The 25162-nt window shown below is 72.2% G+C and carries 21 protein-coding genes; 10 read left to right on the plus strand and 11 right to left on the minus strand.

Going from position 1 to position 25162, the window contains the following annotated elements:
- Positions 1–5: 5 nt before the first annotated feature.
- From ACN26Z_RS23330 to ACN26Z_RS23350, 5 genes are all read right to left on the minus strand, one after another.
- A complete protein-coding gene (locus ACN26Z_RS23330) occupies positions 6–1412 on the minus strand; it encodes a flavin-containing monooxygenase (protein WP_421463429.1) in 1407 nt (468 codons plus the stop codon).
- 90 nt (positions 1413–1502) lie between these two features.
- Positions 1503–2192 carry an endonuclease/exonuclease/phosphatase family protein gene (locus ACN26Z_RS23335; RefSeq protein WP_421463430.1) on the minus strand — a complete coding sequence of 230 codons (690 nt, stop codon included), beginning with the start codon at positions 2190–2192 and terminating at the stop codon, positions 1503–1505.
- A gap of 44 nt (positions 2193–2236) precedes the next feature.
- The gene (locus ACN26Z_RS23340) at positions 2237–3184 is read right to left on the minus strand and encodes an ROK family glucokinase (RefSeq protein WP_421463431.1); all 948 of its coding nucleotides are present in this window, start codon (positions 3182–3184) and stop codon (positions 2237–2239) included.
- Positions 3185–3257: 73 nt separating this feature from the next.
- The gene (locus ACN26Z_RS23345; protein ID WP_421463432.1) at positions 3258–3974 is read right to left on the minus strand and encodes a hypothetical protein; all 717 of its coding nucleotides are present in this window, start codon (positions 3972–3974) and stop codon (positions 3258–3260) included.
- A gap of 40 nt (positions 3975–4014) precedes the next feature.
- On the minus strand, positions 4015–4470 hold the full coding sequence (locus ACN26Z_RS23350; protein ID WP_421463433.1) for an SRPBCC family protein: 456 nt from the start codon (positions 4468–4470) through the stop codon (positions 4015–4017).
- Between the two features lie 145 nt (positions 4471–4615).
- Here ACN26Z_RS23350 and ACN26Z_RS23355 point away from each other — a divergent pair, with 145 nt between their 5' ends.
- The 5 genes from ACN26Z_RS23355 (at position 4616) to ACN26Z_RS23375 (ending at position 11507) form a co-directional block, all read left to right on the plus strand.
- The gene (locus ACN26Z_RS23355) at positions 4616–6415 is read left to right on the plus strand and encodes an AMP-dependent synthetase/ligase (RefSeq protein WP_421463434.1); all 1800 of its coding nucleotides are present in this window, start codon (positions 4616–4618) and stop codon (positions 6413–6415) included.
- Positions 6416–6429: 14 nt separating this feature from the next.
- Positions 6430–8124: a GAF domain-containing sensor histidine kinase gene (locus ACN26Z_RS23360; protein WP_093401204.1), complete on the plus strand. Its 1695-nt coding sequence runs from the start codon at positions 6430–6432 to the stop codon at positions 8122–8124.
- Positions 8125–8131: 7 nt separating this feature from the next.
- On the plus strand, positions 8132–8800 hold the full coding sequence (locus ACN26Z_RS23365; protein WP_007072219.1) for a response regulator transcription factor: 669 nt from the start codon (positions 8132–8134) through the stop codon (positions 8798–8800).
- A 162-nt stretch (positions 8801–8962) separates the two neighbouring features.
- Positions 8963–9772 (plus strand): SAM-dependent methyltransferase, encoded by an 810-nt coding sequence (locus tag ACN26Z_RS23370; RefSeq protein ID WP_093401205.1) that lies wholly within the window; start codon positions 8963–8965, stop codon positions 9770–9772.
- Between the two features lie 79 nt (positions 9773–9851).
- Positions 9852–11507: a putative bifunctional diguanylate cyclase/phosphodiesterase gene (locus tag ACN26Z_RS23375; RefSeq protein ID WP_282240742.1), complete on the plus strand. Its 1656-nt coding sequence runs from the start codon at positions 9852–9854 to the stop codon at positions 11505–11507.
- Positions 11508–11528: 21 nt separating this feature from the next.
- Here the strand turns inward: ACN26Z_RS23375 and ACN26Z_RS23380 are convergent, their stop codons facing one another.
- From ACN26Z_RS23380 to ACN26Z_RS23390, 3 genes are all read right to left on the minus strand, one after another.
- The gene (locus tag ACN26Z_RS23380; protein ID WP_421463435.1) at positions 11529–12677 is read right to left on the minus strand and encodes a glycosyltransferase family 4 protein; all 1149 of its coding nucleotides are present in this window, start codon (positions 12675–12677) and stop codon (positions 11529–11531) included.
- Positions 12674–13933: a M48 family metallopeptidase gene (locus tag ACN26Z_RS23385; protein WP_421463436.1), complete on the minus strand. Its 1260-nt coding sequence runs from the start codon at positions 13931–13933 to the stop codon at positions 12674–12676. The genes ACN26Z_RS23380 and ACN26Z_RS23385 overlap by 4 nt, the downstream gene beginning before the upstream one ends.
- Before the next feature lie 180 nt (positions 13934–14113).
- The gene (locus tag ACN26Z_RS23390) at positions 14114–15547 is read right to left on the minus strand and encodes an NYN domain-containing protein (protein WP_421463437.1); all 1434 of its coding nucleotides are present in this window, start codon (positions 15545–15547) and stop codon (positions 14114–14116) included.
- Positions 15548–15675: 128 nt separating this feature from the next.
- On the opposite strand from ACN26Z_RS23390, the gene ACN26Z_RS23395 reads away from it, so the two are divergent.
- The 5 genes from ACN26Z_RS23395 to ACN26Z_RS23415 all read left to right on the plus strand — a co-directional run bounded on the left by ACN26Z_RS23395 (position 15676) and on the right by ACN26Z_RS23415 (position 21565).
- Positions 15676–17430 (plus strand): DEDD exonuclease domain-containing protein, encoded by a 1755-nt coding sequence (locus tag ACN26Z_RS23395; RefSeq protein WP_421463438.1) that lies wholly within the window; start codon positions 15676–15678, stop codon positions 17428–17430.
- A 129-nt stretch (positions 17431–17559) separates the two neighbouring features.
- Positions 17560–19347, plus strand: a complete 1788-nt coding sequence (locus ACN26Z_RS23400) for a RelA/SpoT family protein (RefSeq protein ID WP_282237374.1) — start codon at positions 17560–17562, stop codon at positions 19345–19347.
- Positions 19348–19421: 74 nt separating this feature from the next.
- Positions 19422–19964, plus strand: coding sequence for an NUDIX hydrolase (locus ACN26Z_RS23405; protein WP_093401210.1), 543 nt, complete (start codon positions 19422–19424; stop codon positions 19962–19964).
- A complete protein-coding gene (locus tag ACN26Z_RS23410) occupies positions 19961–20848 on the plus strand; it encodes a nucleotidyltransferase family protein (RefSeq protein ID WP_421463439.1) in 888 nt (295 codons plus the stop codon). Before ACN26Z_RS23405 ends, ACN26Z_RS23410 begins: the two co-directional genes overlap by 4 nt.
- 429 nt (positions 20849–21277) lie before the next feature.
- Positions 21278–21565, plus strand: coding sequence for an Lrp/AsnC family transcriptional regulator (locus ACN26Z_RS23415; protein ID WP_093401212.1), 288 nt, complete (start codon positions 21278–21280; stop codon positions 21563–21565).
- A 48-nt stretch (positions 21566–21613) separates the two neighbouring features.
- Here the strand turns inward: ACN26Z_RS23415 and ACN26Z_RS23420 are convergent, their stop codons facing one another.
- The 3 genes from ACN26Z_RS23420 to ACN26Z_RS23430 all read right to left on the minus strand — a co-directional run bounded on the left by ACN26Z_RS23420 (position 21614) and on the right by ACN26Z_RS23430 (position 25161).
- On the minus strand, positions 21614–22291 hold the full coding sequence (locus tag ACN26Z_RS23420; RefSeq protein ID WP_282237373.1) for a DUF4142 domain-containing protein: 678 nt from the start codon (positions 22289–22291) through the stop codon (positions 21614–21616).
- Between the two features lie 168 nt (positions 22292–22459).
- Positions 22460–24079: a cytochrome b gene (locus ACN26Z_RS23425; RefSeq protein ID WP_093401214.1), complete on the minus strand. Its 1620-nt coding sequence runs from the start codon at positions 24077–24079 to the stop codon at positions 22460–22462.
- Positions 24076–25161 carry a ubiquinol-cytochrome c reductase iron-sulfur subunit gene (locus tag ACN26Z_RS23430; protein ID WP_421463440.1) on the minus strand — a complete coding sequence of 362 codons (1086 nt, stop codon included), beginning with the start codon at positions 25159–25161 and terminating at the stop codon, positions 24076–24078. Before ACN26Z_RS23430 ends, ACN26Z_RS23425 begins: the two co-directional genes overlap by 4 nt.
- Position 25162: the final 1 nt, after the last annotated feature.

A 25162-nucleotide genomic window follows, 5' to 3' on the forward strand; every position in this document is an offset into this window, starting at 1 on the left:
CTCGGTCACTTGCTCTCCAGCTCGCGTAGGGCGCGCTCCAGCGCGCGCAGATAGTCGGCGTGCCCGACCTCGAACCAGTGCCGGGTCGAATCCTTCACCTGCCCCGAGTAGCGCTCGCCGGCCCCGGCGCGTACCCGGGCGGCGAAGGCCGCGGCCCGCTCCGGACGGCTGACGCGCAACCGCAGCAACCGGGCGAAGAGCACCGCCTGCCAGTGGGCCAGGGTGAAGATGCCGGAGTCCGGTTGGAGCAACCCGGTCACCGCGAGCGTGGGATGGTCCGGTACGAGGGCGTTGAGCCACAGCCGCGGCCGGCCCACCCCCTCGTCGTCCCCGAGGATCTTGCCGTCGAGGAACTCGAAGCGGGGCAGGTAGCCGGTGGCGAAGACGACAAGCTCCGGGTCGACCTGCCGGCCGTCGGTCAGCTCCACCGAGTGCGGGTGGAAACGCTCGATGTCCGGCACCGGGGTGATCGCGCCGTGACCCACGTGGTAGACGAGCAGGCTGTTGGCGATCGGGTGGGTCTCGTACACCCGGTGGTCGGGCTTCGGTAGGCCGAAGCGGGTCAGGTCGCCGACGGTCAGTCGTAGCGTCCGGTGGTAGAGCCACTGCCGTACCCGCAGCGGCACCCGCAGCGCCAGCAGCAGGTCGTTCACCTGGTCGGCGGGACGACCGAAGACGTACTTCGGGGCGTACCAGTAGCCGCGACGGGTGGAGTGCCAGCAACGCGACGCCTGCTGGGCGGCTTCCACGGCGATGTCGCAGCCGGTGTTGCCGGCGCCCACCACCAGCACCCGCTTGCCCCGCAGCTGCGCCGAGTCCTTGTACGACGCGGCATGCATGACCTCGCCCCGGAACTGCTCCAGTCCTTCGTAGCGGGGCAGCTTCGGTGACCAGTTGTGCCCGTTGGCGATCACCACGGCGGCGTACCGGGAGGTTCGCTCGGGGCCGTAGCCACCGGTGCTGCGGGTGGTGACGTCCCACCGCTCGTCGCCGACCGGCTCGACCCGCACCACCTCGGTGCCGAACCAGATGTGCCGGCGCAGGTCGAAGTGGTCGGCGTAGCGCTCGAAGTACGACAGCAGCTGACTGTGGTGCGGGTAGTCCGGCCAGTGGTCGGGCATCGGGAAGTCGGGGAACTGGGTGAACGGCCGCGACGAGATCAGGTGGGTGCTGGCGTACACCGGGCTGCGGTCGTGCCGCCAGTTCCAGGCGCCACCGACTCCGGTCTCGCGTTCGTAGCAGTCGACCCCGAAGCCGTGCTCGGCGAGGTTCTTGACCGCGGTCAGGCCGCTGGCACCGGCGCCGATGACGCAGACGGTGTCGCCCCGGTCGGAGACCGGGCGGCCGTCGTGGCCGCGGGCGAGCGTGGTCGTCTCCGGATCTGGCCGGCCGGGCTCGGTGGAGGTGGGCACCGGGGATCTCCTTCGTCTCGGCACGAGTGCCGGGTCGCGCGAAATCCTCTCCACAACGGAGCGGGATGTCCAGCCCGGCGGACGGCCGTCTCAGGCGGCGGCGGGGAGCAGCAGGTCGACCAGGACCGGGAAGTGGTCGCTGGCCCGTCGGGTCAGCGGGGTGTCCACCACGTCGTAGTCGACCACGGTGATCCGCGCGTCGACGAACAGGGCGTCGATGCGCCGTCGGGGGTCGGCGCACGAATAGGTGAGCCGATCGGTCCGGTCGGCCGCCACCGCCGCGTCGGTCAGCCCGTCGGCCACGGCGCGCCACGCCGGCCCGTCCGGCTCCTCGTTAAGGTCGGCGGCGGCGATCACCGGGTGGGGTGCGGCGGTCAGGTCCCGCTTGAACAGCTCGGCCTGTCCGGGACGCTCCGCCGGATCGGTGGACAGGTGCGACCCGGCCACCGTGAACCGGGCCGAGGCGCCCACCCGACAGTCGGCGTACGCGGCGCCGCGCAGGTGCCGGCCCGGGGTGAGCGGGAAGCGCCGGCAGCGGGTCGCGGTCACCCGCACCCGGAGGCTGGTCAACACCAGGTTGCCCAGCGACGGCAGCCCACCGGCGGCGACCACCAGCCCGAACGACTCGGCCAGCGCGGCGGACTTCTCCCGCCACCGGAACCGGCGCGGTCCCTCCTGGACGATGACCACGTCCGGTGCCGCCTCGCGCACCACCGTGGCCAGCGCGGCGGTGTCGTCGCGCTGGCCGTGGACGTTGTACGACAGCACGCGCAGCGGCACGCCGGGCTCCGTCACCGGAGGCGGTGTCGCGGACACCGGCACCGCTAGATCCGCCGGGCCAGGTCGGCGGCGCCGATGACCCCGGCGGAGTTGCCGAGCTCGGCTGGCCGGATCTCGGCCACCGGCAGCCGGCTGCGCTGCGCCAGCGCCTCGGTGAACGAGCGACGGGTGGGGCCCATCAGCAGGTCACCGGCGTCGATGACGCCGCCACCGACGACCAGGATCTGCGGGTCGAGAATCTGCGCCATGTCCGCCAGGCTGGTGCCGAGCCAGCGGCCGACCTGTGCGAACGCCTCGGCCGAGACCGCGTCGCCCCCCTTGGCGGCGGCGGTGACCATCGGGCCGGTGATCGCTTCGGCCTCACCGTCGGCCAACTCCAGCAGGGCGGCGGCCCGGTGCGGCTCCTGCCGGGCGGCGGCCCGGGCGAACCGGACCAGGGCGCTGCCGCTGGCATACTGCTCGATGCAGCCGAGTCGGCCGCAGCCGCACTGGTGGCCGTCGGGGACGGTGAGCATGTGGCCCAGTTCGGCGGCGATGCCGTGGGCGCCGCGGACCAACTCACCGCCGAGCACGATGCCGCCGCCGACGCCGGTGCCGATGGTGAACATGACCATCGAGTCGTCGGCGTGGCGGGCGGCGCCGTAGCGGAACTCCGCCCAGGCCGCCACGTTGCCGTCGTTCTCCACGATGACCGGCAGTCCGACCGCCGCGCTGACGTACGCCCGCAGCGGCTCGTCGCGCCAGGCCAGGTTGGGGGCGAAGAGCACTGTGGAACGACTGGCGTCGATCCAGCCGGCCGCGCCGATGCCGACCGCCTGGATGTCATGACCGGCGCTCAGTTCGGCGACGAGTTCGATGATGACGTCGCGGGTCTTGCCGACGTCGTCGGCGGGGGTGTCCCGTCGGGTCTGCACGAGGACCGTGCCGGTGTCGTCGACGACACCGCCGGCCACCTTGGTGCCACCGACGTCGACTCCGATGGTCAGCGTCACCGCTGCCACTCCCCTCTGCTGTGCCACCCCGCGCACACCTGCCCTCGCCGGTGGTGCTGCGGGTCGTCCGTGATCAGGCCCCGTCGCCTGGTGCGCCCTGCCGCCCGCCGGGCACGGTACGGCCGTCCGGCGCGGGCTCGTCGCCCGGCGCGGGCTCGCCGTCGGGTACCCGGGAGGCGGGCACCACGCGACGCTCGGTCGGCGTCCGGCGTCCGGCCGGTGCGACCGGCCCGGCGGCATCGACGGGCGCGGCGGCCGGGACGGCGACGTCCTCCGCCCGGGTCGCGGCGGACCAGACGTCCCGCTCCGGTGCCGGCTGAGAATCATGCCCGGTCCGGGTCGCCTCGCGCCACACGTGGTCGCCGTACGGATCGGTGGCGGCGGTGGCGGCGGCATCGGCGGTGGGCCCCGGCGGCGGCGCCGCGCCCGGTCCGGCCGGCGGCTCGGCCGGGGCGAAGGCACGCAGGAAACTCGCCAGGCCAGCGGCCAGATCCCCGGCACCGGTGGCCAGTCGCTCGGCGAACTCGGGGCTCGGATCACGCAACGCGGCGATGCCCCGGCAAACCGGGCAGACGCAGCATTCGGCCGCACCGGTGGCGAAACCCGCTCCGGTGTCAGCGGAGGCCGCACCAGGGACGTCGTTGTGACCGAGGACACCGGTCACGATCCCGCCGAGCGGGCCCAGCGGCACCGCCGCCGGGTTGGCGGCGGCCAACCGTACGGTGGCCAGCAGAGTGGCGACCAGCCGCTCCGCCTCTTCCCGGGCCGTACCCGGATCTGTCGCACCCATGCTGGGCTCCTCTACCGCGGCGACCGGGTCGCCAGCTGCGTCACTGCGCCGCACCGGATGCTTCTACCCGGCGCTTGAGCTGCTTCAACGCGGCGTCCATGATCATTTTTTCGGCCTTGCGACGGAACATGCCGAGCATCCCGACCGCGAGCTCCACCTCCAGGGTGTAGGTCACGGTGGTACTTCCGTCGGTGTTGGCCTCCAGGTCGTACGAGCCCCGCTGCGCCCGCTGCATCTTCGACGGGGCCACCAGGTGCCACTCGATCCGGGACAGGTCTTCGGCGTAGGCGTACGCCAGCACGTACTCGTCGGCCATCACCGTGGCATCGAGGACGAAACGGACCTGGCTGGCGTAACCGTCCTCGTACTCCTCGATCACCTCCGCCGCACGGACCGCGTCGGTCCACTCCGGGTAGCTCGGGAAGTCACAGATGACCGCGGCCACCCGGTCCGGTGACGCGCCGATGATGATCGACTGGGTGGAGGAGTCCGCCATGCTGGGAGGCTACCGTCCGGTGACCCCCCGCGCGCCGCGCCGCCCACCTGCGGTGTGCTCCCGGTCGGCCGGGCGGGTAGGTTTCGACAGAGCCACCGGCGCAGGTGGCGTCCCGACCCGGTCCCGTGAGCACGAGGGAGTGCAGGTGCGCGAGTTCACCGTTCCGCCGATCGTCACCGTCGGCGATTCGGCCAACCTCACCGATCCGGTCTGGGACAACGCCGAGACCGCGCCCGACGCGGTGCAGTTCGCCCGCCGCGACGCTGCGGGTGGCTGGGCCGACGTGACCTGCCGGCAGTTCCGCGACGAGGTGGCCGCGGTCGCGCGCGGGCTGGTCGCCGCCGGTGTGCAGCCGGGCGACCGGGTGGCGCTGATGAGCCGCACCCGTTACGAGTGGACGCTCGTCGACTACGCCATCTGGGCGGCCGGTGCGGTCACCGTGCCGATCTACGAGACCTCCAGTGCCGAGCAGGCAGCCTGGATCCTGGGCGACTCCGGCGCGGTGGCCGTCGTGGTGGAGACCACCGCGCACGCCACGCTGGTGGCCGGCGTCCGTGACCAGTTGCCCGCCCTGGCCCATGTCTGGCAGATCGACCTGGGTGGCGTGGACGACCTGGTGACCGCCGGCGCGGAGGTGGAACCGACCGAGATCGATCGCCGCCGCGCGGCCCTGCGTTCCTCGGACGTGGCGACCATCATCTACACCAGCGGCACCACCGGCCGGCCCAAGGGCTGCGTGCTGACCCACCGCAACATGTACGCCGACATCGCCAACGCCGTCCCGGTGCTGCCGAACCTGTTCGGGCCGAACGCCTCGACCCTGCTGTTCCTGCCGCTCGCACACGCCTTCGCCCGGCTCATCCAGATCGGCGTGGTGCAGGCCCGGGCTACCATGGCGCACTGCTCGGACACCAAGAACCTGGTCGCCGAGCTACAGGACTTCAAGCCGACCTTCGTGCTCTCGGTGCCGCGCGTCTTCGAGAAGGTCTACAACGGTGCCAAGCAGAAGGCCGAGGCGGGCGGCAAGGGCAAGATCTTCGCCCGGGCCGAGGCGGTCGCCATCGCGTACAGCGAGGCGCTGGAGACGCCCGGCGGGCCCGGCCTGGCGCTCCGTGCCCAGCACGCGCTCTTCGACCGGCTGGTCTACGGCAAGCTGCGGGCCGCGCTCGGCGGGCGCTGCCGCGACGCGATCTCCGGCGGCGCGCCACTCGGCGCCCGGCTCGGCCACTTCTTCCGGGGCATCGGCGTGACGGTCTGCGAGGGCTACGGCCTGACCGAGACCTCTCCCGCCGCCTCGGCCAACCTGCCCGGATTCACCCGGATCGGCACGGTCGGTCGGCCGCTGCCCGGCGTGACCATCCGCATCGCCGACGACGGCGAGGTCCTCATCGCCGGTGATCTCATCTTCCAGGGGTACTGGCACAACGACGCGGCCACGGCCGAGGCGCTCACCACCGACGGCTGGTTCCGCACCGGCGACCTGGGTTCGCTCGACGGTGACGGATACCTGACCATCACCGGCCGCAAGAAGGAGATCATCGTGACGGCCGGCGGCAAGAACGTCGCCCCGGCCGTGCTTGAGGACCAGGTCCGGTCGCACCGTCTGGTCAGCCAGTGCGTCGTGGTGGGCGACCGGCAGCCGTTCATCGCCGCGCTGGTCACCCTGGACGAGGAGGCCCTGCCGGGCTGGCTGGAGTCGGTCGGTCTACCGGCGGACACCGGGATCGAGGAGCTGCGTCAGCATGACGGGCTGCGCGCGGAGATCCAGGCTGCGGTGGACCGGGCCAACGAGTCGGTCTCCAAGGCCGAGGCGATCAAGGTATTCCGGGTGCTGCCGCACGACTTCACCGAGGCGACCGGGGAATTGACCCCGTCGCTGAAGGTCAAGCGTCAGGTCGTGCACAAGACGTACGCGGCGGAAATCGCCGATATCTACCGCGGCTGACTACCATCCGTCACGTGCCCGCCTCCACATCCGCCCTGGCCCGCTCGCACCCGCTCGCCGCGGCGGCGCGCGTCGTCGTGCTCACGCTGGTCGCCGTCCTGACGCTGTTCGCCACCCGCGACGTCACCCAGCTGTGGTGGATCGTGCTGCTGGCGCTGGCCGGGCTACCGGCGATGCTGGCCCCCCAGCACCGGCTCGTCGGTCCACTCAGCCGGGTGGCGGAGGTGGTGGTGCTCGGCCTGGCGGCCAGCCAGGTCGCCGCGGTGGCCACCGTCGGCGGCCACATCGGCGGGCTGGGCGCCTCCGCGGTGCTGCCGTATCTCGCGGTGCCGGTGACCGTCACGGCGCTGCGTCGCCGATTCCGTGAGGGTGCGGCGCTGATCGCCGTGACCGCCGGCAGTCTGCTGGTCGCCGGCGCGGTCACCGAGGTCGGCGGGGTTCGCCAGCTCAGCCAGCCCGGGTATCTCGCCGTCTGCGCGCAGTGGCTGATCCTGGCCGCCCTCGGTCTCTACGCCGCCGGCACCCTGCACCGGGTCATGCAGGTCCGCCACGACAGCAAACCCCAGCCGTACGCCGAGGCGACCCGGCTGCTGACCCAGCTGCGTACGGTGGCCCGCCAACTGCCCGGCGCCACGCTGGACCCGGGCGGCATCTCCGAGCACCTGTTGGAGGAACTGCGCACGGTGGCCCGTACCGACCGGGGCGCGGTGCTTTCCGCCAGCGGTGGTGGCCGGCTGGTGGTGCTCGCCCAACTCGGTGCGGACCGGGTCGACTGGGAGACCACCATCGACGCGGACTCGGCCATCGCCGACGCCTGGGCCAGCCAGCAGTCGCAGACCTCGGCCCGTTCGCAGTCCCGCTCGCACCGGGGCGGGGAGGTCTCGGCGCTGATCGTGCCGCTGGTGGCCGGGTTGCGCACGGTGGGTCTGGTGGTGCTGGAGACCGACACGGCGCACGCGTACCCGCCACCGGTGGTGGCCCAGGTGACCGGGCTGACCGGCCCGGCCGCGCTGCGTCTGGAGGCCGCGCTGCTCTTCGACGAGGTGCGCTCGCTGGCCACCAACGAGGAACGGCAGCGGCTGGCTCGGGAGATCCACGACGGGGTGGCCCAGGAACTGGTGATGGTGGGCTACGGCATCGACAACGCCCTGGCCACCGTGCACGACGACGCCGAGGAGACCGCCGAGTCGCTGCGCCTGCTGCGCCACGAGGTGACCCGGGTGATCACCGAGCTGCGGCTGAGCCTGTTCGAGTTGCGCAGCGAGGTTGACCGGCACGGTGGCCTGGCCGCCGCGATCGCCGAGTACGCCCGCACCGTCGGCGCCTCCGGCGGGCTGCGGGTGCACCTGTCCCTGGACGAGTCCACCGCCCGGCTGCCCGCCGCGACCGAGGCCGAGTTGCTGCGCATCGCCCAGGAGGCGGTCACCAACGCCCGCAAGCACGCCGGTGCGGCCAATCTCTGGGTCACCTGCGAGGTGGACCCGCCCTACGCGCAGATCGAAGTGTCGGATGACGGTCACGGCATAGGTGACCAGCGCTCGGACGGGCACTATGGTCTTGCGATCATGGCCGAGAGAGCGGAACGTATCCGAGGCCGGTTGGAGATCAGGCCGCGGCAGCCGAGCGGGACGACCGTCGCGGTGGTGGTCGGTTCACCGCCCCGGCGCGATAACGTTCGCGGTAGCGCCGCCGCTGCAGAAGGGGAGTAAGCCGAGGATGACCACAAGCCCGACACCGGCAACCCGTACCAAGGTCCTCCTTGTCGACGATCACGATTTGATCCGCAAGGGCCTGCGGCACGCCTTCGAGCGCGACCGGCAGTTCGAGGTCGTCGGCGAGGCGGCCACGGCGGCGGAGGGCGTCCGGCAGGCCGGTGCCCTGCAGCCAGACGTGGTGATCATGGATCTGCGGCTGCCCGACGGCAGTGGCCTGGAGGCCACCCGGGCGCTACGCAAGTCCAGTGCGTCGATGGGCATCGTGGTGCTCACCATGTACGCCGGCGACGACCAGCTCTTCGGTGCCCTGGAGGCCGGCGCCAGCGCGTTCGTGCCGAAGACCGCTCCGGCCGACGAGGTGGTCGCCGCCGCCCGGCACGCCGCCTCCTCCCCCAGCGCCTTCACCGCCGCCGACCTGGCCGAGGCGATGAAGCGTCGACTCGCCCCGTCCGGGCCGCAGCTCTCCCCCCGCGAGGGACAGGTGCTGCGGCTGCTCGCCGACGGGATGAGCGTCGCCGGCATCGCCAAGCAGCTGTTCGTCAGCGAGTCGACCGCCAAGACCCACATCTCGAAGCTCTACGAGAAGCTCGGCGCGGCCAACCGGGCGCAGGCGCTGATGACCGCGCTGCGGCTCGGTCTGCTTGAGGCACCGGACGCGCCGAAGTTCTGACCGGCGCGGCACCGACGAGGATCCGTGTCCCGCCACGGCGGGGCACGGATCTTCGCATTCATCGCCCTCTGACACGAACGGCTATGGCCTCCCTTGCGAAAGCGGGGCAGAATACCCGCCGGGGCGGCGTCGCCTCCGTGGGCGTGCGAAGGGGTGAGGGCATTGCAGCGGCCGGACTGGGCACCCGAGACAATCGATGTCGAACGTCCCAGCGTCGCCCGCATGTACGACTACTACCTCGGCGGCTCACACAATTTCGCCGTGGACCGGGCGACCGCCCGCGCGATGGTGGCGGCGGTGCCGCAGGCGCCGCTGATGGCCCAGGCCAACCGTGCTTTCCTGCGCCGGGCCGTGCAGTTCCTCACCGACGCCGGCATCCGGCAGTTCCTGGACATCGGCTCCGGCATCCCCACGGTGGGCAACGTGCACGAGATCGCGCAGCTGCACGCCCCCGACTCGCGGGTGGTCTACGTCGATGTCGACCCGGTCGCCGTGGCGCACAGTCGGGAGATCCTGGCCGGCAACGACCGCACGGCGGTCATCCAGGAGGATCTGCGCCAGCCCGACCGGATCCTGGCCCACCCCGACGTCCGCGCGATGCTCGATTTCTCCCAGCCGATGGCCGTGCTGGTGGTGGCGGTGCTGCACTTCGTCTCCGACGACGACCGTCCGGCCGAGGTGCTGCGGACCCTGCGGGCGGCACTGGCTCCCGGCAGCTACCTGGTCCTGTCCCAGGCCAGCGACGACGGCCGGGACGAAGCCGAGCGGGCCGAGGCCGAGGAGGTCTACCGGCGCACCGACAGCCCGCTGTGGGTACGCAGCCGGGCCGAGCTGACCGGGTTCTTCGACGGCTTCGAGCTGGTCGAGCCCGGCGTGGTGTGGGTGCCGCAGTGGCGTCCGGAAACCCCGGAGAGCGCCGAGGACGCCGAACGGGCGGTGTTCCTCGGCGGGGTCGGGCGCCTCGGTGGGTGAGCCGCCGGACGGCCAGCCCTGCGCCGGCGTGTTCGCCCGCGCCTGGGCGAAGGCGGTAGCGGGCACCAGCTATCTGCCGATGACCCACGCCCAACTGGAGCTGCTGCTGCAACGGCTCACCGACCTGCTGGCCGAGGCGCTGCGGGCGGAGCCGCTCGACCTGCGGGTGGGGCACAAGGTCGCCGACGAGTTGGTAGCCGCGCACATCGTCTCCGCCGAGGCGCTCGGCCGGACCGTGGAGGTGATCCAGCTTCGGCTGGTCCGCGACCTCGACCTGGTCTCCGACGACATCGAGGACCGGATGGCCCGGCTGCTGGGCGCGGTCGCCACCGGATACGCCCGGGCGCTGCGTGACCGGACCCTGGACGAGCAGGAGTCCATCCGCCGGGCCGCGATGACCGCCCGCGTCGAGGCGGAGCAGGCCCTGCGGGCCAGCGAGGCCCGCTTCCGGCACCAGGCCACCCACGACCCGTTGACCGACCTGCCGAATCGCACGCTCTTCGCCGAACGCCTCGCCGCCGCCGTCGACGGATCGGCCGGCAGCGGCCGCCGGGTCGGGCTCTGCTTTCTCGACCTGGACCGGTTCAAGCGGGTCAACGACTCGTTCGGGCACCAGATCGGCGACCGGGCCCTGGTGGCGGCGGCGCAGCGCCTGCGGCGGGCGGTCGAGCCGCACCTGGTCGCGCGGCTCGGCGGGGACGCCTTCGTCGTCCTCGTCGAACGCTCCACCGGCACCGGTGACGTGGTCGCCGTCGCCGAGGCGGCGCTGGCCGCGCTCTCCGAGCCGGTGGTGGTCGACGGGCATGACGTGACGGTCACGGCGAGCGTGGGCATCGTGGAGCGGCGGGTCGCGGGCACCTCCCCGGACGACCTGATGCGTGCCGCCGGCAGCACCCTGCACTGGGCCAAGTCGGCTGGCGGCGCGGGGTGGGCGCTGTACGACGCGGAGCGCGACGGGCGGGAACAGGCCCGTCAGGAGCTGAGCGCGGCCATCCCGGCGGGCCTGGAACGGGGTGAGTTCTTCCTCGACTACCAACCGTTGACCTCGTTGCACGACGGCTCGCTGCTGGGGGTGGAGGCGCTGGTCCGGTGGCGTCACCCACGGCTCGGGGTGCTGCGGCCGGACAAGTTCATCGGTCTGGCCGAAGAGACCGGGTTGATCGTGCAGCTCGGTGGGTGGGTGCTCGCCGAGGCGTGCCGTGAGGCGGTCGGTTGGACGTCCACCTCGGGCCAGCCGCCGTACGTCAGCGTCAACCTGGCGGTCCGTCAGGTCCGCCGCCCCGGTCTGGTGCAGGAGGTGCGGTCCCTGCTGCGGCGTACCGGCCTGCCGCCGAACCGGCTCCAGCTGGAGATCACCGAAAGCACGATGATGACCACCTCCGAGGAGCCGGTACGCGCCCTTCGTGCCCTCGCCGACCTGGGCATCCGGATCGCCATCGACGACTTCGGTACCGGCTACAGCAACCTGGCCTACCTGCGGGATCTGCCGGTGACCGAGTTGAAGGTGGCCGGTGAGTTCGTTCGCGGCCTACGCACTCCCGAGGCCCTCGCCGACGAGCGGATCCTCGCCTCGCTGGTGTCGCTGGCGCACGCGCTGGACCTCACGGTCACCGCGGAAGGGGTGGAGACGGGCGGACAGGCCGAACGGTTGCGGGCGATCGGCTGCGACGCCGGTCAGGGCTGGCACTTCGGCCGCCCCGCCTCCCCCGATCACATTCTCGCCCGCATCCGCTGAGCCCGCCTCCGGTGGCCGGTCTCAGCCGGCGAGCAGCGTGGACAGGCGTAGCGCCTGCGTCTCCCAACGCCACTCCCGCTCCACCCAGGCCCGGCCGGCGGCGCCGAACTGCCGGGCCAGGTCCCGGTCGGCCAGCAGGGTGGCCACCCGGTCGGCGAGTTCGGCGAGATCCCGACCGTCCACCACGTAGCCCGTCTCGCCCTCGCGTACCGCGTCCGGGGCACCGCCGGAGTTGCCGGCCACCACCGGCAGACCGGTCGCCGACGCCTCCAGGTAGACGATGCCGAGACCTTCGACGTCCAGTCCCCGGTTGCGGGTGCGGCACGGCATGGCGTAAACGTCCCCGGCCGCGTAGTGGGCGGGCAGCTCGGCCGAGGGCACCGAGCCGGTGAAGACCACCTCCCGCTCCACCCCCGACTGACGGGCCAGCCGGGCCAGCGTGGTCCGGTACGGCCCGCCGCCGACCACCAGCAGCGCGGCGTCGGGCACCCGGCGGCGGATCAGCGGCATCGCCCGGATCAGCATGTCCTGGCCCTTGCGGGGCACCAGCCGGGACACGCAGACCACCACCGGCCGGTCGGCCAGGCCGAGCCGGTGCCGCACCGCGCCGCCGTCGACCGACGGATGGTAGACGTCGGTGTCCACGCCGGGCGCGAGCCGCCGCAGCTCGGTCAGGCCGTCCAGCGCCCGAGCCAGCCGGGTGCGGGTGTACTCCCCCAGGTAGGTGACCACGTCGGTGTCCCGACCGATGCGTCGCAGCGCCGTCCGGGCGATCGGCAGCGCCGCCCAGCCGACCTCGTGGCCGTGGGTCAGGGCGACGACCCGCCGGATCCCGGCCCGCCGGCGCAGCCCGGCGGCGAGCAGGCCGAGCGGAGCCGCCGCGCCGAACCAGACCGTGTCGCATTCGTACGACCGGGCCAGCTGGGCGGCCCGGCGGGCCACCAGCGGGGTGGGCAGCAGCACCTTGGTGCGCTCCCGCACCACCTCGAACGGTTGGTCGGCGTCGAACTTCTCCGCGCCGGCCCAGCGTGACGCGTACACCACCACCGAACCGGCCGGCTGACGCACCGCGAGGTTGTGCACGAACGACTGGATGCCGCCCGGCCGGGGCGGGAAGTCGTTCGTCACCAGCAACGTGCGTTGATGATTCGCTCGCTGACGCTCGCTCACCGGTCAACCTTTCGGGCGTACGCGCGGGCAGCGGCGATCCGCTCCACGGTGGACGGATGAGACGCCGAGTAGAGGTACTCCCAGCTGGGCGGGTCGGGGTCGGAGAGGTTGACCGCGGACAGCCGCCGCTGCATCGACTCGAATGCCACCGGGTCGCCGGTCAACGCCAGCGCGTGCGCGTCGGCGCGGGCCTCGACCCGCCGCGACATCAGCGACTGCACCGGGGTGAAGACCAGCCCGGCCACCGTCACCAGGGCGAGCAGCAGCGGAAACGCGCGGGGTTCAGCCACCGAGTCGACACCGGCCAGGCGCAGCAGCGGGGGCCAGGATCCGATCAGGTAGAGCGCCACCACCGCGGCGGCGGCGCCGAGCGCGCCGGTGAGGGTGCCCACCGATACGTCCCGGTCCCGGGCGTGGCCGAGTTCGTGCGCCACCACCGCGGTCACCTCGGCCGGCGTCGCCTCGCGCAGCAGGTTGTCGTACACCACCACCCGGCGGGTCGGCCCCAAGCCGGAGACGTACGCGTTGACCGCCCGGGTGCGCCGGGAGGCGTCGGCGACCAGCACGTCGCGCACCGGCACTCCGTCGCGTTCGGCCAACTCCATGAGCTGGCTGCGTAACGGCGAGGGTTCCATCGGGCTGAACCGGTTGAAGACCGGCTCGACCAGCACCGGCAGCACGAAGGAGAGCAGCACCACCAGGGTGGCGGCGCCGGCCGCGCCGAACGCCCACCACCAGCGCGGGGCGAGTCGGATGACGGTGTAGAAGCCGAGCAGGGCCACCGCGCCGATGACGGCACTGACCGCGTACGACTTGAGCAGGTCCACCGCCCAGCCGCCCCAGCCGTTGGTGGCCAGCCCGTAGCGGGTGAGCACGCTGTGCCGCCAGGCCGCGAACGGCAGCGTCACCAGGTCGGCGACCAGCACCACGGCCAGACCGCCGAGGATCGCCTGCGCGATCCAGTGCCCGCCGAAGGGGCGCCCGGCCAACTCGACCAGGCGGCTGCCCAGCGGGGTCAACCCGAGCGCGAGTGCCACCAGCAGGCCGACGCCGAGGGCCGCCCATCCGCCGGGACGCAACGCGGATCGGAACTGCCGGGCGTGCTCCACCTGCCCGGTCGGCAGGTCACGCAGGGCGGCGAGCTGGTCGGCCCGGGGAGCCGGTGGGCGCTGCCACGGGACCAGCACCAGTGCCGCCACGACCAGCGCGACGCCCAGCCCGGCCAGGGTCAGCACCGCCCACCCCCGCGGGCTCACCGCGACGCCCCGTCCGGCACCGGCGACCCGCCGCAGCGAACGCGAACCGACCCGTCGCCCCCCGTGCGCCTCATACCGCCGCTCCTGTCGCCATGGGCGCCCATCCTATGTCCCGGCGGGTGCCCGCCCCACGCCCGTCGACCCACCCGCACGGCCGGCCCAGGACCAGCGCAGTCGGGCTCAGGACCGCGACAGCCGACGCACCAGCGAGTCCGCCCCCAGCGGGTACGCCCCGTGCCGGCGTACCCCGTCGGCGACCTCGCGATCGGAGGACACCACCACCACGGGGCGGCCGGGCGGTTCGGCACGGACCAGTCGGCGGATCAACTCGTCGGCGGTCTCACCCTTGCGGGAGAACAGCACCCGTACGCCGCGCGGGGCAGGTGGCAGGCCATGCACTCGTTCGGCGCCGTCGAAGACCACGGTGACCTCGTCACCGGTCTGCGCGGCGATCCCGCCGAGGCCGGTGACCAGCCGCTTGCGCTGCTGTTCCAGCGACATCTCGCCGAAGCCACGTTTGGTCACGTTGTAGCCGTCGACCACGAGGTGTGCCCGGGGCAGGGCCAGCAGTTGATCCAGCCGGGCCGGGTCGTCGGTGTCCTGGGCTCGGGCCGCGGCAGCGGTGGCGCCCGGAGAATCAGCGAAGGAGTCGGCCACGAAGTCGGCGGGCAGCCGGTCGACCGGGTCCAGGGCCAGCTCCCGGCGCAGCCCGAGGGCGGCCTGACCGATCGTCTCCAGCAGCAGCCACAGTCGTGCGTCGTCGACCGAGCGGGCCTCCTTGGCGCTGCTGCGGGCCGCTCCAGCCGCCGCCTCCGCCTCGGCCAGTCGGGCTCGGGCGCGACGCAGTTCGGCGTCCGCGTCGGCGGCGGCCCGCGTGGCCCGGCCCCGCTCGGTGGCCAGCAGCTCGTTCGCCCGGCGCTCGCGAGCCTGGCTCTCCCGGAGCGTACGGGCCAACTGCCGGGCCTCCTCACGCAGCTGGCCCAACTCCTCGCGCACCCGGGCCAACTCGTCGCGGAGCTTGTCCGCCTCCACCCGGGCCACCGCCCGGTCATGCTCGGCCCGGGTGGCCCGCTGCTCGGCCTGCCGAACCAGTTCGGCCACCACCGCGGTGTCCGCCTCGGCGCGGACCGCCGCCCCGCTGGCGTCGATCAGCTCCCGCCAACCGCGCGGGCGGGCCAGGTAGGCCAGGGCGGCCACCTCGACCGGGTCGGCGGCGGCGGGGGCGGTGCCCTCCACCACTGCCGTACCCAGGTCACCGGCATCGGTCAGGACCCGGGCGGTGACCCGCTGCCGGAACAGTGGATCAGCGGCGAGTTGAGCGGCGATCACCGGCGCACCGAGCCGGGCGCGTCGGTTCGGGGCGAACTTGGCGACCCGGCGCAGCGGCACGGGCACCTCGTCGGCGGGCAGACCGGGCAGCACCGCGGCGGTGAGCGAGATGATTCGCTGTCGCACCGGCTCGGGCAGGCTCGGCTCCGGCTCCGGCTGCCCGGGCTCCACCGACCCGGAATCCGTCACCGCCGGGGCGTCGGTGGCGTCCTCACCGGTCGCAGGAACCGCGACGACCTGCTCCTCCTGCGGGAGGTTGTCGTCGTGCGGCTCGGTGAGGGGCATGTGGCAAGTCTCCCACCGCGACCGGGCCCACCGCCCGGTGAGTGAGCCGATCTCTCATCCTAGACCCGGGAGTTGCCGGTGGGACGGATGGGGCGCGAGTGTCGGACCGGACCGTTACGGTGCCGCGGATGGCAGCACAGGAGTTCCTGCAACCGGCGCTGGCCGGGCTCGATCCGACCGTCGGCGGTGTCGACCCGGCGCTGCCGCTGTACGCGACGACATTCGTGGTGGTCGACCTGGAGACCACCGGCGGAGCTCCCGACGGTGGCGGCATCACCGAGATCGGCGCGGTCAAGGTGCGCGGCGGTGAGGAGCTGGGGGTGCTGGCCACCCTGGTCAACCCCGGGGTGCCGATTCCGCCCTTCATCACCGTGCTGACCGGCATCACCCAGGCGATGCTGCTGCCGGCCCCACCGATCGAGCAGGTGCTGCCGAGCTTCCTGGAGTTCGTCTCGGATGCCGTGCTGGTCGCCCACAACGCGCCCTACGACGTCGGCTTCCTGAAGGCGGCCTGCGCGAAGCACGGCTACCGCTGGCCGAACCCGCGGGTGCTGGACACCGCGGCGCTGGCCCGGCGGGTGCTGCTGCGTGACGAGGTGCCCAACCGCAAGCTCGGCACCCTCGCCGCGTACTTCCGCGCCGCCACGCAGCCGACCCACCGAGCCCTGGACGACGCCCGGGCCACCGTCGACGTGCTGCACGGACTCATCGGACGCCTCGGCGGGCACCGGGTCGACACCATCGGCGACGCCATCGAGTTCGCCCGCGCGGTCACCCCGACCCAGCGGCGCAAGCGGCACCTGGCCGACGGCCTGCCCCGCTCCCCCGGGGTCTACATCTTCCGGGCCGCCGACGACCGACCGCTCTACGTCGGCACCTCCCGGGACATCGCCACCCGGGTGCGCAGCTACTTCACCGCCGCGGAGAAACGCGCCCGGATCTCGGAGATGCTGGCCGCCGCCGAACGGGTCGAGGCGGTGGAGTGCGCACATTCGCTGGAGGCAGAGGTGCGGGAGCTGCGGCTGATCGCGGCGCACGCGCCGCCGTACAACCGCCGGTCGAAGTACCCGGAGCGGGTGGTCTGGCTGAAGCTGACCGACGGGCCGTACCCCCGGTTGTCGGTGGTCCGGGAGATCTCCCCGGGCGACCGCGCCTACCTCGGCCCGTTCACCTCGCGACGCGCCGCCGAGCTGGCCGCCGCCGGCTTCCACGACGCGGTCCCGCTGCGGCAGTGCACCCACCGGCTGTCGCTGCGCACCGTCACGCCGGCCTGCGCGCTGGCCGAGCTGGGCCGCTGCCCGGCACCCTGCGAGCATCGGATCTCTCCCGAGGAGTACGACGCCCAGGCGGTCACGCCGTTCGCCACCGCCACCACCGGCGACCCGCAGCCGGTGGTGGACGCCCTGCTCACCCGGATCGAGGCACTCTCGGCCGGCCAGCGCTACGAGGACGCGGCCGTGCTGCGCTCCCGCCTCGCCGCGGTGCTGCGGGCCGCCGTACGCATGCAGCGCCTCGCCGCGTTGAGTGGGCTCGCCGAGGTGGCTGCCGCTCACCCGGCGGCCAGCGGCGGCTGGGAGCTGGCGCTGATCCGGCATGGGCGGCTCGCCGGGGCCGGGGTGTCCCCGCCCGGCGTCCACCCTCGACCGACATTGGCCACCATCCGAGCCACCGCCGAGACGGTGCCACCCGGGCACGGTCCGGTACCGGCCGCCAGTCCGGAGGAGTCCGAGCGGATCCTGTCCTGGTTGGAGCGACCGGAGACCCGGCTGGTCGAGATGTCAGCCGGTTGGTCCTCCCCGGTGGCCGGGGCGGCACGGTTCCGGGACCTGTTGACCAAGGCCGAGAACGCGGCGTCCCGGCAACTCTGGTCCGAACGCTCATGAGCAACTGTCCGATCGGACTACGTCGACTCACTTACTCTGTTAAGGAAGTGCAGTCCTGCCCGTTTCGAGGGTCTGCTCCCGCTTGCCGGATTCCGGTGGTGGTGCAGCAGGCGTGAGGGGGTGTCCCAGGTGGACGTCAACGCCGGACACGGCGGCGCCCTGGGCGGTGCGCTCCCGACACAGCCCGGCGAGCTGCCCCTGACCAGACGACTCCGTTCGCTGCTGACCTGGCCGAGCGCCGAGACCGAACCGGTCGGCCAGCTGGTACGCACCCACCGCGCCATTCACGCCGGTGCCGACCCGGCGGTGCTGCGCCGCGCCTACACCATCGCGGACAACATGCACCGCGGCCAGTTCCGCAAGAGCGGGGAACCGTTCATCACCCATCCGCTGGCGGTCGCCCAGATCTGCGCGGAGCTGGGTATGGACACCACCACCCTGGTCGCAGCCCTGCTGCACGACACGGTGGAGGACACCCGCTACACGTTGCAGGCCCTCGCTGAGGACTTCGGCCACGAGGTCGCCCACCTGGTCGACGGGGTGACCAAGTTCGACAAGGCGTTCTACGGGCAGGCCGCCGAGGCGGAGACCATCCGCAAGATGATCGTCGCGGCCGGCAAGGACGTCCGGGTGCTGATCATCAAACTCGCCGACCGACTGCACAACATGCGCACCCTCGGCGTACGCTCGGCCGCCTCCCGCGAGCGGATCGCCCGCAAGACCCAGGAGGTGCTGGTACCGCTCTGCGACCGGCTGGGTATCCAGACCCTCAAGCGGGAACTGGACGACGTGGTGCTGCTGCACCTCGAACCGGACGAGCACGCCCGCATCGCGCGGCACGTACACGACCGGCCCGGCTGGGACAACTACCTCGCCGAGGTGGTCGCGCAGGCCAGGGTGGCGCTGCGGCGCAGCCGGGTCGACGCCGAGGTGGCTCCGCGACCCCGGCACCTCTACTCGATCTGGAAGGACACCGTGGCCGGCGACCACGCCGCCCCGTTCGACCTGCCCCGGATCACCATCGTGGTGGACGGCCCGGCGACCGACTGTTACGCCGCACTCGGCGCCGTGCACGGCGTCTGGCGGCCGGTGCCGGGCCGGTTCAAGGACTTCATCGCCTCGCCGAAGAACAACCTCTACCGATCCCTGCACACCAGCGTCTGCGGGCCGAAGAACCGCACGGTCGAGGTGCTGATCCGCACCACGGAGATGCACCGGGCGGCCGAGTACGGGGTGGCCGCCGACTTCCGTTTCCCCCGCTCCGGCGGGACGACGGCCCGCCCGGGGCAGCTCGACTGGCTGCGCCGGGTGCTGGACTGGGAGCAGGATGCGGCCGACCCGGCCCAGTTCCTCCACTCGCTTCGTTGCGACCTGTCCGAGGCGCAGATCCAGGTGGTCGCCGAGGGGCGGCAGATCGTGCTGCCCGCCGGTGCCACCCCGGTCGACCTGGCGTACGAGCTGGGCACGGACCGGGGGGAACGGTGCCTGGCGGCCCGGGTCAACGGTCGGCTGGTCCCGCTCTCCTCCGAGCTTGAGGAGGGTGACGTGGTGGAGATCTTCACCGAGACCGACGAGGAGAGCAGCCTCGACGCCGAGGTGGCTCCCCGGGGGCCGCGTCGCGAGTGGCTGGGGTTCGTCAAGTCGCCGCACGCACAGATGCAGATCAACAGGTGGTTCGCCGAGCACAGCGAGCCGGGCATCTCGATCAGCGACAAGGTACGCCTGGGCCGCGCCACCATCGGGCTGGCCCTGCGTCAGCACAACCGCGGGCTGGCCAGTGATCTGCCGCTGCTGCGGCTGTCGGAGGAACTCGGCTACCCGGATCTGGAAACCCTGCTGGTCGCGGTCTTCGACCGGGTCATCGAGCCGGACGCCGTGGTACGCCAACTAATCGATCTGGTCGACCACCGTCAGTGACCGCCCAGGCCGTACGCGGTACTCGGCGTGGTCCTCGTGGCGCGAGCACGCCTCACGGCCACTAGCCTGGAGTCATGATCCCCCGTACCCGCCGCACCGGGCGCGCCGTCGCGTACCAGGTCTTCTACCGGCTGCCGCTGCCGGTCCGACGTCGGCTGGTCCGGATGGCCGTACCCAAATACATCGTCGGCGCGGTCACCCTGCTCCGGGACAGTGAGGCCGAGGGGGCCGGACGGTTGCTGCTGCTGCGGCAACCACCGGGCCGCGGGTGGACCCTGCCGGCGGGGTTGCTGCAACGCGCCGAGCACCCGGCCGTCGGCGCCGCCCGGGAGCTGTACGAGGAGAGCGGTGTCCGCCTCTCCCCCACCCGACTCACCCCGGCGGTGCCCAACGCCATCGTGCACGCCAAGGGCTGGGTGGACGTGGTGTTCACCGCCGAGGTGCCCGCGTCCAGCACCGAGTTGACCGTGGACGGCGCCGAGGTCTTCGAGGCCGCCTGGCATCCGCTGGACGATCTGCCGAAGCTGACCTGGCCGACCGCCCGCCTGCTGGCGTACTACGACATCGGTCCGCTGGCCGGGCAGTTCCCACCGCCGCTGCCCGACACGACGCCATGACCCGGCCCGGGGGTGCCGAGAGCGACCGTCGGCCCACCCTGCCCGCCGCCGGCATCTGCGCGGTGGTGCTCGCCGCCGGCGAGGGCACCCGGCTGCGCCCGCTCACCGAACGGCTACCCAAGGCGCTCTGCCCGGTGGGCAACGTGCCCCTGCTTGACCGGGCGCTCGCCCGGCTCACCGGTCTCGGCCTGAGCGGCCCGGCGGCGGTCGCAGTCAACGCCTGCTACCTGGGCGAACAGGTGGTGCAGCGGGTGGGTGCCCGGGCATACCTCTCGGTGGAGCCGGGCAGTCCGCTCGGCACCGCGGGCGGGGTGGGACGGCTGCGGGACTGGATCGACGGCCGGGGCGTGCTGGTCGGCAACGCCGACGCCTACCTGGCCGATCCGGCGGCACCGCCCGGCCCCGACATCGCCACGCTGCTCGACGGTTGGGACGGCGAGTCGGTACGCCTGCTCGGCCAGCCGGCCGCCGACCCGGGCGCACCGGGCACCTTCGACGGGCACGTCTTCACCGGTTTCTCGCTGTTGCCGTGGCGGCTGGTCCGCGACCTGCCCGCCACCTTCGGCGACCTGGTACGCGCGGTGTGGCGCCCGGCCGAGGCGGCCGGCCGGCTGACCGTGGTCGGTTACCAGGGCACCTTCATCGACACCGGCACCCCGACCGACTACCTCGCCGCGAACCTGCACGCCGCTGGTGACGGCGGCCTGATCGACCCGGCCGCCACGGTCACCGGCCCCTGCCATCGCTCCGTAGTGGGGGCGGGTGCCACCGTCCGGGGTGCGGTCAGCCGCAGCGTGATCTGGCCGAACGCCCTCGTCGGCGCCGACGAGGACCTGCACGACGTGATTCGCGTCGGTGCCGACCTGACCGTCCGGGCGGCCTGATCCGGCGGTCCGATCCGATGCCGTAACCCCCACCGACGCCACCGGCCACCGGCATCGCTCCCCCCGCCGTGCACCAGCCCGAATCAGACGTCACCCGGGGTAAGCAGAAGGCCGCCCGCCACCACACCCCCACACATCCTTTGCTCTGCTTCAACCGACGCAACAGTTACCCTCCGTCGTTCGGCGGCAGCGACAGCGCCGAAGCCATGGTGGCGTCGCCGCTGGAAGACGACCGTTGCGTCGGTTGAAGCAGAGCAAAGCGTCGGCATAGGAGACTGGTCGGGTGGCGGCGGAGAGGACCAACCGTCACTCTAGGTGCTAATCACCGAGAGTTGTCGTCCCCGATGGAGCGACGGCTCGCCACAGCGCACTGCATCGGCACCGCACGACTAGCATGGGCTGCGACGCCGACGAACGGAGAACCCTCCAGTGATCACCGCGATCGTGCTGATCGACTGCGCCACCGACGCGATCCCCGAGGTGGCCGAGGCACTGGCGAACCTGCCGGGGGTGAGCGAGGTCTACTCGGTGGCCGGGCACGTCGACCTGATCGCCATGGTCCGGGTCCGCGAGTTCGACGAGATCGCCCAGATCATCGCGGGCAGCATCTCGAAGGTGCCGGGCGTGCTCAACACCGAGTCGCACATCGCCTTCCGCGCGTACTCGCGGCACGACCTGGAGGAAGCCTTCGCCATCGGGCTGGGCAGCACCGACTGAGCCGGGCCACCCCGCACGGGGTGGACCGGCTCGTCGCGTACCGCCGGGTCAGCTCTGCTGCGGCACCGGGGTCTCGGTGACGGTGCCACCCGGAACCGGGGCCTCCTCGGTGAAGGTCTCACCCGGAGTCGGCGTGGTGCCGCCCGGAGCCGGGACGGTGCCACCCGGGCTGGGCGTACCGCTCGGGCTGGTCTCCGGGACCGGGATGCCGAGTTCCTCGGCCAACATCACCAGGGCGTCGTAGTGCGCCTGCAGGACCGGCAGCGCGGTCTGCGCCAGCTGGACCACCTGCGGTTCGGTACCCTGCGAGATCTCCGTCTGGGTCGCCTGGATGGCCTGGACGTGGCCGGCCAGTTCCTGGGTCACCCAGAGCCGGTCGAACTCCTCACCGCTGGCGTTGTTGAGCTGGTCGAGACCGTCCTGCTGATCGGTGGTCGGCTCGCTAGGCAGCTCGACGTTTAGCTGTCCGGCCAGATCCTGCACCGACTGGTCCAGTTCGGTGTGGTCCGTGACGAACTGCTGCCCCAGCTCCTTGACCTGCTGGTTCTGGCCCTTCTCCTGGGCCAGTTCACCGGCGGCGATCTCGTACAGGTTCACCTGGTGGACCGCCTGCAGGTACTGGGTGTCCTGTTCCGACGGCTGCGCCGCCGCCTGTGCCGCCGCGGCGGGCGCGACGCCCACCAGCACCAGCGCGGCCAGCAGGCCGAGGCGTTTGATACCCAACATGCTTCCTCCCCGTTGAGACGTTGGACCGCACGGATACCCGGCTGGCCGGGGTTATTCCTGCGATCCGGCGACGACGGGAGACGGCGGCGACGGGTCCGGAAGAGGCGAAACGAACGTGGCGCCCGCCGGAACTGGTCCGGCGGGCGCCACGTCACGTTGCGACGGATCTCAGGAGCGGGTCTCCCCGCTGGTGATCTCCTCCCGCTCCGGGCGCGGCTCGACCGGCGGGTGCCCCGGCGAGACCGGAGCCTCGGCCGGGCGCTCGATCGGGTAGAAGAAACCGCGGATGGCCGGGCCGAGCGCACCGAGCCGGTTCATCTTCTTCGGTACCACCCAGCCGGCGTAATCCAGCTCGCCGTGCCCGTTGCCCGCACTGAGCGGCTGGTGCACCTCGACGAACCGCCCGTCCGGCAGCCGCCGGATGATGCCGGTCTCCACGCCGTGCGCGAGAACCTCCCGGTCGTGCTGCTGCAGGCCCAGACAGATCCGGTAGGTGACGTAGTACGCCAGCGGCGGAAGGAGCAGCAGACCGACCCGACCGGCCCAGGTCATCGCGTTCAGGCTGATGTGGAACTTGTCGGCGATGACGTCGTTCGCGCCCGACAGCGTCAGGATCACGTAGAACGTGAGGGCCATGACGCCCAGACCGGTGCGGAACGGGACGTCGCGGGGACGCTGGAGCAGGTTGTGGCTGCGGTAGTCCTTCAGGTGGCGAGCCTCCATGAAGGGATAAAGCAGGGATATCGCCACCAGGATGCCGGGTAGCACCACCGTCGGCCAGAACAGCGGCGGGATCACGTATCCCTCGCCGATGGGTATGGTGATCTCCCAGTCCGGCATCAGGCGGGTCGAGCCGTCGAGGAACATGACGTACCAGTCCGGCTGGCTGGCCGCCGAGACCACCCACGCCTCGTACGGGCCGAACAGCCAGACCGGGTTGATCTGGAACAGACCGCCCATCAGCGCGATCACGCCGAAGACGACCATGAAGAAGCCGCCCTGCTTGATCGCGTAGCGCGGGAACATCCGCTCGCCGACCACGTTGCCGTTCGTCCGGCCCGGTCCCGGCCACTGGGTGTGCTTCTGCTTGAACACCAGGCCCAGGTGCACGGTGATCAACGCGACCAGTAGGCCGGGGATGAGCAGCACGTGGGCAATGAAGAACCGGCTGATGATGATCGTGCCGGGGAACTCGCCGTTGAAGACCGCCGCGGTCACCCAGGAGCCGATCACCGGGATGGAGAGCATGATCGCGGAAGCGATCCGCAGGCCGGTGCCGGACAGGCCGTCGTCCGGCAGCGAGTAGCCGGTGAAGCCGGCCAGGAAGCCGACCCAGAACAGCAGCGAGCCGATGATCCAGTTGGTCTCGCGCGGCTTGCGGAACGCGCCGGTGAAGAAGACCCGCAGCATGTGCACCACGATCGCGGCCATGAACAGCAGCGCCGCCCAGTGGTGCATCTGGCGCATGATCAGGCCGCCACGGACGTCGAAGGAGATGTCCAGCGTCGAGGCGTACGCGGCCGACATCGGCGTGCCCCGCAGCGGGGCGTAGCTGCCGTTGTAGATGACCTCGGTCATCGCCGGCTCGAAGAAGAAGGTCAGGAAGACACCGGTCAGCAGCAGGACGATGAACGAGAAGAGCGCGATCTCGCCGAGCAGGAAGGACCAGTGGTCGGGGAAGACCTTGTTGAGCAGTCGGCGCAGCGGAGTCGCCACCTGGAAGCGGTCGTCGACCGCTCGGGCGGTGTTGCCCGGCACTGCTGCCACGTCAAACTTTCGCCGCTTCACGGCCGCTCCCAGAAGTCGGGCCCGACGGGTTCAGTGTAGTCGGACGTAGCCACGAAGTAACCTTCGGCGTCCACCTCGATCGGCAGCTGCGGCAGCCGCCGGCTGGCCGGACCGAAGACGGGCTTGGCGTTGTCGGTGATCAGGAACTGCGACTGGTGGCACGGGCAGAGCAGCCGGTTGGTCTGCTGTTCGTACAGGCTCGCCGGGCAGCCGGCGTGCGTGCAGATCTTCGAGTACGCGGCGTAGTTGCCCCACATGTAGCCGCCGTGGCCCTCGCGCTCGTTGTTGCGGCGCGACGCCTCGGCGTCGTCCTCGCGCAGGTGGATCAGCAGGGTGGGCGAGTCCGCGTACCGGTTGCTGACCCCGTGCTCCACGCCCGGGAAGACGGTGATCTGACCACCGGCGCTGATGTCGGCCGGTCGGATGGGCCGGCCGTCCTCGCGGACCAGCCGGATCTTCTGACCGTCCCGGGGGGCGAACCCGGTGGTCATCATCTGGTCGTCCTTGTGCGGGTCGGAGATCAGCCCGCCGACCAGGGGCGCCGCGGCGACAGCGCCGACCGGCAGCAACCCGGCCAGCAGCGACACCCCGAGCAGCGGCCGACGCTTGACCCCCAGCTCGTCGGCCATGTACGCCATGGTCTCGCCGGTGATCCGCTGGTCCTCGGCAGGCGGGGCACCCTCGTGCCGGTCCTGGATCGACACCTCCTTGGGCAGCAGCTTCTTGCCCCAGGTGAGGATGCCGAAGCCGATGCCGAGCAGGGCGACGCCGAGGGTCACCCCGAGCAGCGGGGTGTAGAGCTTGTCGCCGCCGCGACCCGGCTCGTACTCCCAGGGCCACCAGATGTAGATGGCCAGGAAGGCGGTCGCCGCCAGCCCGGTCAGCAGGAAGAAGCCCGCCACCGTGCGGACCAGCCGCCGTTCGGCCTTGGTGCCGGGGGCCACCTGCGGCTCGTAGTGGACGATCTCGATGTCGTCCCGCCGGGCGCCCTCCCGGACGATGTCGAACCGACTCAGCCGGGGGTCGTTCACGTCGAGCGGCTCGCCGCCCGGCAGGGCCCGCTGCCCGGTCTGGCTGCTCATG

The organism is Verrucosispora sp. WMMD703 (assembly GCF_049178935.1).
Classification (GTDB): Bacteria; Actinomycetota; Actinomycetes; order Mycobacteriales; family Micromonosporaceae; genus Micromonospora; species Micromonospora sediminimaris.